Origin of the sequence: Paenibacillus sp. FSL K6-1122 (assembly GCF_037977015.1) — a bacterium.
GTDB classification, from domain to species: domain Bacteria; phylum Bacillota; class Bacilli; order Paenibacillales; family Paenibacillaceae; genus Paenibacillus; species Paenibacillus amylolyticus.
Map to the genome: position 1 here is coordinate 4277954 of NZ_CP150272.1, position 15355 is coordinate 4293308.

Consider the following 15355-nt stretch of genomic DNA (forward strand, 5'->3'; position numbering starts at 1 on the left):
AATTACATAATATAAAATTTATATCCAACTAGGAGGCGGCCTTTTGAAGAGAATATTCGCTCTAAGCTGCGGTTTTTATCTGTTAATCGGCATAACCAGCGTTGTGCTCGGTGCACTTCTCCCTGTTTTATTGTCACATTATGAGCGCGGTTACAGTGATGGCGGATTTTTGTTATTTCTGCAGTTTCTTGGATTTCTTGTCGGTGTAATTGTAGCTCCTGCCCTGACGGCCCGTATCGGAAGAAAAGCGATGCTGACCCTTGCCCTAATCTGTATTGTAGTTGCTTATATATTACTCGGTTTTTTGCCATCCTGGTCTGTAGTTCTTCTTCTCACGATTATCGTAGGTTTCGGTTCAGGTATCATCGAACCCTCTGTAGGTGCATTCACGATCGAATTCACTGAGAATCAAAAGGCGGTCGCCATGTCCAAGCTGGATGTCTTCTTTGCTCTTGGAGCACTTCTCATCCCGGCTGTCGCTGCTTTATTCATCTGGATAGATCTGTGGCATCTTACTTTTTATACAGTGGCCGTGTTGTCACTAGTTCTCATGCTGCTGTGGATCACTATGCCCCGGCCAGCCGCACTGTATCTGGAACAGGCTGGCGAGAATACAGTGGCACATGCAGCAGGTAAAGCCCAATATTCGAGAAAACATCTGGGTCTGCTCACAATCTTCGTCATCTTCTTTTTCATCTACATGGGATTGGAACTGGGATTGATGAACTTCCTGCCCTCCATTCTCGTAGAACGATTGCACCTTCAGGAATCTGTCGCATCGCTGAGTGTCTCCATCCTGTGGATTGCGATGATCATCGGTCGTCTTTTCTCCGGGAAAATAGCGGAAGCCGTCAACTATATGCCATTCCTGATCTGGAGCACGGTTGGCACGCTTTTGTTTACTGTCGCTATGGTATTTGTAACTGGACAGTGGGCAACGTATGTGCTGATCTTCGGAACCGGTCTGTTCATGTCAGGGCTGTTCTGTATCGCACTAGTCTACGCAAATGTTCTGATTCCCGGTATGACCGAGCGGACAACCAGTATCCTGATCGCATCGGGTGGTATTGGAGGTGCCATCTTGCAGTATGTGACTGGATGGAGTATGAGTACAGGGCCTGTCGTGAATACGATCTGGATTTTGGCCGGATTCTGTCTGATCTTGCTGCTCACATTGATGGTCTCTCATCTATGGACTGTAAAAAATAATGCAGTACGTACTGCTCTCGCACAACATAGCAAGGAAATGTAAACATCGTTTCTTAAGGGAGGTGATGCCCGCATCATCCGGATTGTTGAGCTTCGTTCGAGCTAGTACACCATTATATTGGAGGAAATCGTATGCAAACTTTAACCAACAACCGCTTCATAGCCGGAAAAGGGATTAAGTTGATTGACGATTCAGGTGTTGAATACCTGGATGGCGTGTCGGGAACATTCAATCTGTCACTGGGCTATAATCACCCACATGTTGTCAGCAAAATTCAGGAACAAGTCGGCAATCTGACGCATATGTCTTCCTCCTTCACCGAACCGTACGTAAATGAAGTACTTGATCACTTAATCGAATATGCTCCAAACGACATTAATGCCGGATGGATGCGGGATATCACTGGTTCAACTGCCAACGAATGTGCAACCAAAATTGCACAGAAGTATACCGAATCAACAGACATCATCAGCCTGTATCTGTCCCATCATGGGCAGACCCAATTTGCCACCGGGATTTCGGGGAATGCCTTCCGGCGGAAACGCTTCCCCAATTCGGCTGTGGCTAACGCTGTCCATGTACCTGCCCCATACTGTTATCGCTGCCCATTCAAATCCTCAAATGGAGACTGCGACTATCAATGCGTTGAAGCTATATCTGATGCGATAGAATATGCAAGTTCTGGCTCAGTTGCCTGCATGATTATCGAACCTATTCTCGGGAATGGCGGCAATATCATCCCTCCCGCCGGATATTTCAAACGTCTGCGTAAACTGTGTGATGAGTACAATATTATTCTTATTGCCGACGAAGTACAGACAGGCATCGGTCGTACCGGAACCATGTTCGCTAGCGAACTGTTTGATATCCAGCCTGATATGATTACCCTTGCAAAAGGTCTTGGTGGGATCGGCGTACCTGTTGCTGCGGTATTAATGCAATCCCGGCTGAATGTGCTCGAAAAGCACGAACATTCCTTCACCTCAGGAAGCAATCTGATCTCCGTAACTGCTGCCAAATCCACCTTGGAAGTGGTATCCGAACCCGGGTTTCTGGATGCGGTGAAACGCAAAGGTGAAATTTTGGGTGAGTTGCTGCATGAATTGGCTATGAAATACCCAAGTATCGGTGAAGCTCGTGGTGTCGGGTTAATGTGGGGGTTGGAGATTGTAGGTGACGGTAATGAACCGGATACACTCAAAACCAATGCCATTGTTGACCGTGCTTTTACAGATGAGCATCTAATCTTGAGAAGTTCAAGATATGGATTTGGCAACGTTGTTAAGGTTCGGCCTTCCCTCACCACAACTGAAGACGAACTGGTTGAGATTGTAGAGCGGCTGGATTCAGTGCTCGCCAGCGTTAATTAGTGAGTAATTCATATTACACTCGAACACTACGCAAACAGAACAACCTTTCGATCGCTGTTATCCCCGGATTTTTTTGATTCCCTTTCTCAAGGGAAAAATTCGTTGATAAAGGCGAACGCTCCGCTTCTACATGTTTGTTCTGTTCTCTTCGTTATCGTGTAATCTGAAATACAATTTTTATTACTATAAGGAGGTTATATCATGCTTGCATTGGTATACAAATCGGCTTGGGATGTGGCGCTTGAGGAACGGCCTGTCCCGGAAATTACAAGAGATAATCAGGTGTTAGTTCGTATTCGGGCGACAGGTGTGTGTGGTACCGATCTCGGTATTGTCAGCGGCAAATATCATGCGGTTCCTTCTGTCATTCTCGGTCATGAGTCTGCCGGGGAAGTCATTGATGTTGGCTCTGCGGTAACGACATTACAGCCGGGCGACCGTGTTGTGATCGATCCTACCTACTATTGCGGACAGTGTGACATGTGCAGAACAGGCAGACAAAATCATTGCACACACAAGTCTGTTACCGAGACAGGTGTGAGTGCTGACGGAACATTTACAGATTATTATGTGACCGAGGATCGTTTTTTGTACAAATTGAAGGATCATGTGAGCTATGAAGAAGCAACTTTGACGGAACCGCTCAGCTGTATGCTGACGGGGATTAATCAGATTCATCTACTGCCGAATTTCAGAACAATTATCCTAGGCGCAGGCCCGATTGGCATTCTGTACAGCTACGCGCTCGCTTCCAAAGGGGTTACCGGCTGTCTGGTCGACATCTCTGAGGAACGCTTAGCCATTGCCGGTTCCATTGCACCTGATCGTTGGGAAGTTCATTCATCCTTTGAAAATGCAATAGAATCGCTGTCACCCGCAACCCATCAGGTCGATATGATCGTGGATACAACAGGTGTTGTGGGCACACAAGTGCTTTCCCAGCTCGCCAGTGGCGGTTACCTGATGCTGGTTGGTCTGAGAGATGGAAACACATCATTCAATCCCAAGGAAGTTGTGGACCGCAGTCTGAAAATTATTGGTTCCATCGATTCTCTGGGGACATTTGCTACCGCACATTATATGATTGAACAAGGGATTATTCCGGCAAAAAAAATCATCACCCACTCCTTCCCGTTGGAGGATTACGAAGAGGCATTCCGCACACTTGGCTGCGATATTCAGGGACGCACACTTCAAGCCTCTTCACATGCCATTAAAGTTGTGCTGCAATCCAGCGGTTCCAGTTTCTAAAGTGGAAAGTTAACCATGAAAGGACTACATTAGAGATATATGTATACACAATCCTGGAGGAGGAATACAACATGGCAGCAAACAAAGAATCTAACGGACTGGGAGCCCCCAATGATGACATCATTCAAGCGGTCATTTTTGACATGGATGGTGTACTAATTGACAGCGAACCGATTTATTTTGAGATTGAGCGCAGCTCATTTTCCCATTTTGGAGCAAGGGTGACTGATGAAGAACATCATACCTATGTTGGAGTTACGCTGGAATCCATGTGGCAGCAAGTACTGGACAAACATCAGCTGACAGCTACGCTGGAAGAAATATTTACTTATCATCAGCATAATGTGATGCAAACCATGCTTGCCCATCCGAATCTGACGGCGATGCCTTCCGTGGAACGCTGGTTAAGTTGGCTGCATGAGCAGCACATCCCCATAGCTGTAGCTTCTTCCTCTCCACGTGCACTGATCGATCTGATCATGGACAAAACCGGACTTGGGCGATACTTTGAGGTACGGATGACCGGAGAGGAAGTCGCGAGTGGCAAGCCAGCACCAGATATTTTCCTGACCACTGCTGAGATGATCGGTGCGTCCCCTTCGAATTGTCTGGTGATCGAGGACTCGCGCAATGGTGTTCAGGCCGCCAAAAGTGCAGGCATGCGCTGCATCGGATATCGTAATCCGGGATCAGGCAATCAGGACTTGTCCAAAGCCGATCTTCATATTTCCAGTTACGATGAGTTATGGACATTGAAGAATACACTGCCCTTTGAAGGCAGATTGCCAAGCTTGTCAAAGTTTCACTGAGAAGCTCGTAATATAAAGATCATAATTTCGGAATGAGTATTTAAAATAAAACAACCCAAACGGCTTCAATTCATTTGAATTGGAGCTGTTTGGGTTTTGCTTGCTGCAATGGGAGTTACATAAGAACACATGCTGTAATTTCAACTAAACCGAAAGATCGAGACTTCTACCCAGATTGGGATGAGGAGCAGGCATTGACTTCAACATTTCCGCCATCTGCTGGCCTTGCTGTTGTGCCATGTCTTTTGTAATCGACATCACTTGCAAGCTTGCCGACTGCACTACTGAAGCTTGGCTCATCGCCATTGATAATGCTGCAATATCCATGTTCTGCACTCCTTTCACTTTCTGATTACATAGATGTACTTATTATATATCGGTTAGAAGGGAGGAATTGTTAAAAGGTCGATCAAAATGTATACGGAGGATTCTTTCGTTTCCACGATCTGTTGAATGAACATTCGCAATTTCAATAGTTGATCTGCCACGTTGGTGACATCACAATGTTGATCGGAACACATAAGAGACTTCATTTCTCCATCTACAGTAATTTTCCAGTTTCTTCATTAACGGAGCATAAAAAGGGGCGTCCCATAAGTCATGAGCATGACTGAGGACATCCCTTATTAAAGTTATTTTATTCTAATGAACCTGGCACACGCTATTCACTCTGATTTGCACAGGTCTGTGGTGTAACGAATCACAGAGACGTTATTTCGTCGATTGGGTCGTTTTTTAGGTTCTGACACCCTGATATGATGAAATAACGTTACTGAGGTTCGTTTAAGTTGGCCATTCACATCGAATCTACCTATTAATACGCGTCAGATTCGTTAGTGCTTTGAGTGAGGTGGAAACTCACTTTGGAGCGGCCCATTACTTGTGCATTAATAACTGTTCGACGTACTCAACGCAAGTTTGTTTATTTTAACTTCCGGGTTACTTACCACCTGTTGAATCATGGAAATAAAGTGTTTTTGAATCTGTTCAACGGTAGATGGGTCATACACATTGGCATTGTACATCAAAATGATCTTCATATTTTCATGGGGTTTGACGATCAAGGTAAAATCAAAACTATTATGTTCTGTACCCCCAACATTCATAATCTCAAGCGGTGTTTCACCTTTCTGACCCAGACTCTCCATTCGGTTCTCTACCGGGAAGTTCTGATACACAACAACATGATTAATCAGAGATTGTTTTTGCTTGGTCAGATTTTGAATATCATATAACGAATACGTATCATATGCATGTGACTCCACAGCTTGTGCCTGATTCCTTTTCATTAGAGATATAAATGACTCATCTGCCTTAGCCTGGATACGAACAGGAATCGCATTAATAAATAATCCAATCATGCTTTCGATCCCAGGAATGACAGGCGGTCTGCCCGATACCACACTTCCGAAAACAACATCGTTGCTTTCATTGTATTGCTGCAACAATACACCCCAGGCAGTCTGCACTAACGTATGGAGCGTTACATGCTGCTGTTCTGCAATATGTTTCATTTGTTCAATTAGTACATCATCCAAATAACAGTTTAGCGTTCTGGAATCCTGTCTTTCATGTTTCGGTTTGATTTTTTCTCCAGGCAATTTCGTTTGTCCTTCATAACCCTTCAGGTAATGAGTCCAATACGTTATTGCACCTTGATGATCTTGCTGTTCCAACCATTCAATGAATTGACTATATGGGGTTAATAGAGTCACTTGAGGCTTTCTATTCTCCCGAATCGCAAAGTAATTCTCGAATATTTCCTTGCTTACCAGAGACATACACCAGCCATCCATCAAAATATGGTGAAAACTCCATATGACGCGGTATTCCTCAGGCTCTATTCTCAAAACAGACATACGTATTAGCGAATCTCGTTGTAAGTCAAATCCTCTTGCCTTGTCTTGCTCGATATACTCGTCAACATACGTTTTACGTTGTAGCTCACTTGTGCCAGCTACAACTTCATAATTAAATTCAAATTTCTTCTCTTGATACACGATTTGAAGAGGGATATCCACAAAATCACTGTAAAAATTAGTTCTCAATATCGCATGCCTTTGCATTAATTGATCCAAACTTTGCGCAAAAGAGGTAACATCCAAATCTCCACGCATATCAAACATGATTTGTACAAAGTAAGCGCCCGAAATCGGATTCCGTTCACTTTCGTACAACATTTCCTTCTGTAATGGTGTAAGTGGGTACACATTTTCAATTCGGCCGATGTGCCCAGTTTGCTCCACGATTTGATCCAATTGATCAATGGTTAATGACTTGCATGAAATATCACTTGGCGTCAGCTCGGTTTGTTCCTTCGTTACACAATGTTCAACGACTCTATTAAGACCTTCTTTATAGAGACAAGCCAATCGCTCCATCGTTTCCCGGCGATATTGTTTTGAACTATAGTTAATGGACAGCGACAACCGACCCTCTGTAACAATGCCATTGATATTCAGCACAAATGGTCTCTTGTTGTTTTCACTTACGGATGGTCCGCTGGAATAAGGCGAGAATTTAATGCCATCTTGGCCCGAATCCTGATTCACCTGTCCCATATAGTTGAAACTAATTTCGGGATTTTTCTCTAACTTGAATCCTTCATTTCCACGTGACAAATACCTCGAAATCCCGTAACCAATGCCTTTGGTTGGGATCTGGCGCAGTCCTTCCTTGACGGTCTTAATCTTCCTTGATAAGTCAGCCCCGGACTCCATTGTAATCATAACGGGGTACATACTCGTAAACCATCCCACTGTACGCGTAATGTCCAGCTCTGGCAGGATGTCTTCTCTACCATGCCCTTCCAGATTTACGAGGATTTCTCCCATGCCTGTCCAATCATGAACAGCCATTCCTAATGCCGTTAGCAATATATCATTAATTTCCGTATGGTACGCATGATGTGTTTGCTTTAATAATTGCTCGGTTTCCGCTGCTGTCCAATGAATAGTGATCGTTTCACTATCTTTGCCAATCGTCTCATCACAATCCATATCTTTTGGCAGCGGGCTTAGCTGGGCCTGCTCCACACGACTCCAGTATGGATTCTCTTGCTTCATCGCCGGGCTGTCTGCAAACGTCGACAATTGTTCTGCCCATTGTTTAAACGAGGTCGTTTTTTGAGGAAGCCGGATTTCTTCACCTCTTAAGAACTGGTCTTGCCCTGTCTGAATATCTTCATATAAAATGCGCCATGAAACCCCGTCTACCAACAAATGATGAATGGCAATAAGCAGGTGATCCCCTTCAGCACATTGGAACAACCCAAGTTTGATCAAAGGTCCGTGAGACAGATCCATACCACTCTGAATTTCTTTTGCTTTATTTTCAATGAACGATGCTGGATCTGCTTCTGTTTTGAGGTCAACGATTTCAAGGCTGTATAATCCATCTTCGTCTGCCCCTCGATTCCACGCTTCATATCCGCCCTCAGGCGCTTTACGATAAAGGATGCGGAGAGCATCATGCTGTTTCACGATCTTATCCATGATGCTGTGAATGAAGCGGACATCAAATCCTTTTTCACGAAAGAACATCATTTCCTGATTGTAATGATGTGCATCCACCATATGTTGATCAAAGAACCAGCGCTGAACAGGTGTCAGCATCACTTGTCCCGTAACTTCCCCTTGGTCAGAAATAGTGTTCACGGATGTAACGTGTTCACTCAACTCTGCTACTGTCGGGTAGGTGAAGAAATGCTTCATTTCCACTTTATACCCTGCTTGAAGCAGTCGTGAGGAAACTTGAATACATTTAATCGAATCGCCCCCGAGTTCAAAGAAATGATCTGATGTGCTAACCTTTTGAACACCAAGCACAGCTTCCCAGGCAGCGACGATCGCTTGTTCTACAGCGTTCTGCGGCGCCATATACTCGGTCCCTTTTTGCATATGTTCTTGTGGAGATGGCAATGCCTTACGGTCAACCTTCCCATTGGAAGTTAACGGTATATACTCTAATTGAACAAAATAAGACGGGATCATATAATCCGGAATTTCATGAGATATTGCCATTCTGATTTTCTTCGCTGTCAGTGAGCTGTCGCCTTTCCAATACGCACACAACTGCTTCGAACCATCCTTATGCTCACGGGCAATAACGACTGCTTCCTGAATGGAGTCTATTTGCAAAAGCGCAGTTTCCACTTCGCCAAGCTCAATTCGGTAACCGCGAATTTTCACTTGATGATCGATTCGTCCCAGATATTCAATATTTCCATCCGGCAGCCATCTTGCGGCATCTCCTGTGCGATACATTTTCCCTTTTGTAATCCAGGGATGATCAACAAATTTCTCTGCGGTTAAATCAGGCCGGTTCAGATAACCTCTGGCAAGGCCCTCACCTGCTACAACTAATTCTCCCTGAACACCGATCGGTTGAATGCGTTGATGTTTATCCAAAATATAGGTCTGCAACGTTGGGATTGGTTTTCCAATATTGCTCTTTCCAGCATGTATTTCAATGTCGGTTATTTCCTTATACGTTACATGAACCGTTGTTTCGGTTATCCCATACATATTAATTAACTGGATAAATGGATATTTCAGCTTCCATCCCTTCAATAACACGGGATTGAGGGCTTCTCCTCCAAAAATCACTTTTCTTAATTTCAGATCTGCTGTATGACCTGCCAGTTCTTCCTGAAGAAGATGATAGAAATACGTTGGCGTTTGATTTAATATCGTCACTTGCTCGTTTTTTAACAATTGTAGAAATTGTTCCGGACTTTTTGCCGTCATTTGAGGTACGATAACCAGTTTTCCGCCATAGAGCAATGCTCCGTACATTTCCCATACCGAAAAATCAAAACAAAAGGAATGGAATAATGTCCATGTATCTGATGCATTAAAATCAAACAAATTTTTACTGTTGAACAACAATCGCACCACATTTTTATGTTCAATACATGTCCCTTTTGGTTTACCTGTCGTTCCTGAGGTATAAATTACATATGCCAGGCCTGTTGGTGCAGCAGTCATTCCCAAATTGGAATGATCTTTATGATAGGACTCAGGTTGATCCAGGCAAACGACCTCTCCTGCAAAAGAGATGCGTTCTTGCAAATGACTTTGCAGCAATAATACATGTACGCCCGAATCCTCAAGCATGTAGTTTATACGATCCTCCGGATATTCGGGATCAATCGGTACGTATGCACCACCGGCTTTCAAAATCGCAAGGATTCCTACAACCATGTCTAGCGAACGATCAGCGATGATCCCGACTAACTGATCATTTTGAATGCCTTTAGCCTTCAACGTTCTTGCCAATTGGTTGGCTTTCTCGTTCAGCGCTTGATAGGTCACATGTTGATCCTCAAATACAACCGCAACGTGTTCAGGAGTCCTTGCCGCCTGTTCCTCAAACAGTCCATGAATCGTCTTGTCCATTGGATATTCAGCCATGGAATCATTAAACTGTTCCAAAATTTGCGTTTTCTCCTGTGTTGTAGTCAAGTCAATGTCATGGATAGGGATAAGCGGATTGTTGGCCACTTGCTCCAACATCTGAATCAAGTGACCTTGAATGCGTTCTACGCTTGCCCGGTCATAGACGTTAGCATTGTAATAGAACATGCATTTCATGGATTGGCCTGGTTTGATAATCAGGTTAAAGTCATAATTTGTTTGTTCATCTGCTTCTACATTCGTAATCCGAAGAGCTGTCTCTTCCTGATCCCCAAACTGTTCCATAATGCCCTGTACAGGATAATTTTCGAATATCAGGATATGATCAATCAAATTTTGCTTTTGCGATGTTTCCGCTTGAATCTCGTATAACGGATACGTGTCATGTGGATGCGAAGCCACAGCTTGTTCCTGATTCCGCTTCATAACCGCTGCAAATGTCTCGTTACCTTGAGTCTGAACGCGTACAGGAATGGTATTGATGAATAAACCAATGATTCGCTCAACTTCAACAATCGCCGCAGGTCTGCCCGACACCACGCTTCCGAATACAACATCCTCACTGCCGTTATATATCTGTAGCAACATTCCCCAGGCTGTCTGCATGAACGTGTTCAGCGTCACCTGATTCTGACTGGCCACTTGTGCGAGCTGTCCGGTTAATTCCTGACTAAGTGTACAAATCATATGCTCTGAATGATATTCATCACTCTTCGTAATTGAATGTTCTTTTGGCAAAGTGGTCTGCTCATCATAACCTTGCAAATAGTCACGCCAGTATTTCAGGGATTCTTCATGATCTTGGTTGTCCAGCCATTCAATATAGTGTTTGTATGGAATCGTACTCTTTGCCTCCAGTTTTCGTTGTTCCTGAATAGCAAAGTATCCATCAAACAACTCCTGGATTACAAGAGACAGGCACCAGCCATCCATCAAAATATGATGATAATTCCAAATGAAACGATAGGTTTGGTCATGCGTTTGCAAGATCGAAATACGCATTAACACATCCTGAGACAGGTCGAAACCTTTTATTTTATCTGCTCTTGTATATTCTGCCACGTATGCTTCACGATCTTTTTCATTCATCTCACGCAAATCTTCGTATATTAGCCCATTCCGTTTATGACGGTATACCACTTGCAGGGGTCCATTCTTCCATTTGCTATGAAAATTTGTTCTGAGAATCGAATTACGCTGCATCAACTGATCCAGACTCTCCGTAAATGCTTCCACGTCTAACGGACCATGAAGATCCAGCGTAGTTTGAAGGAAATACGCTTCCGATTTTGAATGAAGCAAATGATGAAAGAACATTCCATTTTGCATCGGTGACAAAGCATATATATCTTCGATTTCACCAATGTGTTCCGATTCTTGAACAAATCCTTCTAATTCTTCAATGGTAATTCCTTTTAACGTTAGATCACTTGGTGTACATTCCGGCTTCTCTTTTGTCACACAATGCATCACGATTTCTTGCAGATGATCTCTAAAATATGTTACCACTCGCTCCATCGTTTCTTTTTGATATTGGGTGCGACTATACCGAAGGGACAACGTCAATTTGCCTTCCACAATTAAGGCATTCATATCGATAAGAACATTTCTTCTGTGATTGTCGCTTGCTGTTGCCCCGCCTGGATAGGGAGAGATCTGCATCCCGCTATTCTGAAGATCCTGATCAAATTGACCCAAATAGTTAAAGCTAATTTCAGGATTCAAGGTAAAGAGTGTTTCTTGCTGATGTGCACTTAAATATCGTAAAATTCCATAACCAATCCCTTTTTTAGGGATTTGACGAATCATTTCTTTATTTGTTTTGATGAAAAGAGACATATTTGAATTTTCTTCCATATCAAGTACAACCGGATACTGGCTCGTAAACCATCCGATCGTTCGTGTAATATCGAGATCCGGTAAAATTTGTTCTCTTCCATGTCCCTCCAGATTGACCAGCACTTTATCCATGCCCGTCCATTGGTGAATAGACATGCCTAATGCATGGAGCAGCAAATCGCTAATCTCCGTTTTATACGCACGATTCGCTTGTTTTAATAATTGCTCCGTTTCTGCCGCTGACCATTCCATCGTGATTTCTTCACTGTCTTTTTCCAGTGCATGATCCGCTTCGAAATCTGTAGGTAACGGCTTATAGGTTGCTTTTTCAATTTCATTCCAATATGCAATTTCTTTCGTTATCGCATCACTGTTCGCATACAACTGAAGCTGTTCTGCCCATAATTGGAAGGAGGCCGTTTTTTGCGGTAGTTGAATCGATTCTCCATTACTTAATTGTTCATATCCCCTTGATAGGTCTTCAATCAAAATTCGCCATGAAACCCCGTCGATGACGAGGTGATGAATAACGATTAATAGATGATCTCCATCTGCACATTGAAATACGCCCAGCTTCATCAAGGGTCCACGTTCCAACGTAAACGTGCTTTGCATTTCATTTGCCTTCTTCTCGATTTCTTGAGACGGATCTGCTAATGACTTGAAGTCCATCACTTCAAGTGTATATAAGGATTCCCTTGCCAACCCTTCATTCCACGCTTCATAACCCTGTTCTGTAAGACGATATACTGTACGAAGTGCATCATGATGCTCACTCAATTTATCAAATACACGGCGAAGTGTGACTTCATGAAAACCTTCTTTCCGATACAACATCACGGACTGATTATAATGATGGGCATCTACCTTGTATTGCTCAAAAAACCAATGCTGGATTGGAGTCAGCATCACTTTTCCAGTGATGATTCCCTGTTCTGACAGGGTACTTATGGGTTGGACATAGGGAATCAAGCTTGCTATGGTTGGATTTTTAAACAGATGATCCATCTGCACCTGGTAACCTGCTTGATATAACCTCGAAGAAACTTGAATGGATTTAATCGAATCTCCTCCAAGCTCGAAGAAATTATCCAATATCCCAATGTTCTCTACCCCAAGTACCTCTTCCCAGATCGATACAAGTTGTTGTTCCACCATCGTTCGGGGTGCTTCGTACTCCATGCCCTTCAACATATGTTCTTTGGGAGCAGGCAAAGCTTTGCGATCGATTTTCCCGTTTGACGTGAGCGGCATCTGATCCAGTTGTATAAAATAGGACGGAATCATGTAGTTTGGCAGCTGCTGGGACAGCGCCTCCCGCAGTTCCCCGATCGTGATTGCATCCTCTCCTACCAGGTACGCACATAATTGTTTGGTTCCCGTTTCATCTTCTCTGGCTATGACGATGGCCTCTTTTATCTGGGTACTATTTAGAAGAGCTGTCTCCACTTCACCAAGTTCAATCCGGTGTCCACGAATTTTCTCTTGATGATCTACCCTTCCTATATACTCTATGTTCCCATCGGGCAGCCATCTTGCGAAGTCACCTGTCTTGTACATTTTTGCTCCCGAAACAAATGGATCATCCACGAATTTCTCCGCAGTCAGATCTGGACGGTTCAAGTAACCTCTGGATAGCCCTGCTCCGGCTACACATAATTCTCCCTGAACTCCAATAGGCTGCAATTCATTCCGTTCTCCTAAAATGTAGACTCTATTGTTCGCAATAGGCTTCCCGATTGAGATATTTTGATCTGCCGACTTGATCGACAGAACTGTGGATACAACACTATTTTCGGTTGGACCGTATTCATTACACACTTCGATGCGTGGATTGATGCGCTGCAATTTGTGTATTAAGGCAGGAACAATCTTCTCTCCCGCAGCCACCACATTTTTCATGGATGCCCAATCTTCCGCACTTACTTGTTCCAATAGGGTCATCAAGAAACTGGGTGGACTTTGGATGTGCGTGATTTGCTGTTTTTTGACCATCGTATTGATGGCTATAGCATCTTTACACTGTTGCTGGTTTAACAAATACACTGTCGAGCCAGATATCATCGGACCAAAGAAATGAGTAATAAATGAATCAAAAACGAAAGGATTCAGCATTAATACCCGATCATCTCCGGTAAAATGATAAAAATCCGATTTCCATTGCAGGGAATTCACAATGCTGGCATGTTCAATCATTACGCCTTTGGGATGACCTGTTGTTCCAGACGTGTAGATCATATATGCCAAATCACTGGAGATCGCTCCATCTACCAAATTTAAATGATCCTCATAGTGATTTATTTCAGAATCCAGAATGACACATGTCCCTGCATAATGTTCCGGCTTCTCTATATGACTTTGATGCAGCAACCAAGCCACTTTTGAATCCTCAAGGATGTAATGAATACGATCTGCCGGATATTCCGGATCGATTGGGACATATGCCCCGCCAGCTTTTAGAATACCGAATAAACCTATGATCATCTCAAGTGAGCGCTCTGCCATAATGCCAACGAACTGACCTGCCTGCACCCCCTTAGCTTGAAGCAATCGGGCCAATTGGTTGGATTTTTGATTTAACTCTCTGTACGTTAACTGTCTATTCTCAAATACAACTGCCGGATGGTCCGGTGTTCGTTCCACCTGTTCTTCAAATAATTGATGCATCGTCTTGTTCTGTGAATACCCCACGCTTGTATCGTTAAAGTCATATAACAGCTTGTTTCGATGAAACTCCGATAACATATCGACATGACTTAACTCCAGATCAGGTTGGTTCAGCACAACGGATAACAATTGGTCAAGTTGCTCTACAATTTGAACTATATAATCGCGATCATAACGATCATCATCATAAACTAATCTTAACTGAATGGAGTCGTTCTCCAGATCAAAGTGGAACATTGTCGCCGCTTTTACGTGATTTTCATCAAGGGCAGGATGAATTTCATTCAACGAAACCAAGGTATGAATCAGAGGTACATGGTTCGAATCATACTGAACATTTAAACGTTCAACCATTTTTCTGAAAGGAATTCGTTGATGCTGAATGGCTTCGGTTAAACTGGTCTTCACTTGATTAAATAAGGACTTGAATGACATCGCATGATTGATATTATTTTTTAAGACAAGAACCTTATTCGAGAGCGATAGATCATTGTTCTTTTCTTCCATCGTTGGTATACCAATAATCATCTTGGTTTCATTCGTATATTTATATAACAGACACTGAACTCCTGTTAATAAGATCGTATATATCGCCATAGGAGCATTTCGCGACATGGACTTGATTTTATGTGAAACATCGGCTGACATAGGCTTATATATATCATTCTGGTGCTGCGTATCGTCTGGGTGTTTGGAGGTTGTCTTGCAATAAGGCAAATGAACAAGATGATCATCATCTTCAAATCGGCTTGCCCAATACGATTCCTGTTTCTTAAAAATAGACATACGGCA

Annotated in this window: 6 protein-coding genes; 4 read left to right on the plus strand and 2 right to left on the minus strand. The window is 43.3% G+C overall.

The window, feature by feature from the left end; genetic code table 11:
* Positions 1–43 precede the first annotated feature (43 nt).
* The 4 genes from NSQ20_RS19280 to NSQ20_RS19295 all read left to right on the plus strand — a co-directional run bounded on the left by NSQ20_RS19280 (position 44) and on the right by NSQ20_RS19295 (position 4640).
* A complete protein-coding gene (locus NSQ20_RS19280) occupies positions 44–1252 on the plus strand; it encodes an MFS transporter (RefSeq protein ID WP_340030614.1) in 1209 nt (402 codons plus the stop codon).
* Between the two features lie 89 nt (positions 1253–1341).
* The gene (locus NSQ20_RS19285; RefSeq protein ID WP_339186863.1) at positions 1342–2580 is read left to right on the plus strand and encodes an aspartate aminotransferase family protein; all 1239 of its coding nucleotides are present in this window, start codon (positions 1342–1344) and stop codon (positions 2578–2580) included.
* A gap of 201 nt (positions 2581–2781) precedes the next feature.
* Positions 2782–3831 carry an alcohol dehydrogenase catalytic domain-containing protein gene (locus tag NSQ20_RS19290; protein WP_091020561.1) on the plus strand — a complete coding sequence of 350 codons (1050 nt, stop codon included), beginning with the start codon at positions 2782–2784 and terminating at the stop codon, positions 3829–3831.
* 71 nt (positions 3832–3902) lie between these two features.
* A complete protein-coding gene (locus NSQ20_RS19295; RefSeq protein ID WP_340030616.1) occupies positions 3903–4640 on the plus strand; it encodes an HAD family phosphatase in 738 nt (245 codons plus the stop codon).
* A gap of 144 nt (positions 4641–4784) precedes the next feature.
* On the opposite strand, the gene NSQ20_RS19300 is transcribed toward NSQ20_RS19295, so the two are convergent.
* Together NSQ20_RS19300 and NSQ20_RS19305 are read right to left on the minus strand one after the other, a co-directional pair.
* Positions 4785–4967 carry a YjfB family protein gene (locus tag NSQ20_RS19300; protein WP_036613510.1) on the minus strand — a complete coding sequence of 61 codons (183 nt, stop codon included), beginning with the start codon at positions 4965–4967 and terminating at the stop codon, positions 4785–4787.
* Positions 4968–5527: 560 nt separating this feature from the next.
* Positions 5528–15349, minus strand: coding sequence for an amino acid adenylation domain-containing protein (locus NSQ20_RS19305; RefSeq protein ID WP_340030617.1), 9822 nt, complete (start codon positions 15347–15349; stop codon positions 5528–5530).
* Between the last annotated feature and the right edge of the window lie 6 nt (positions 15350–15355).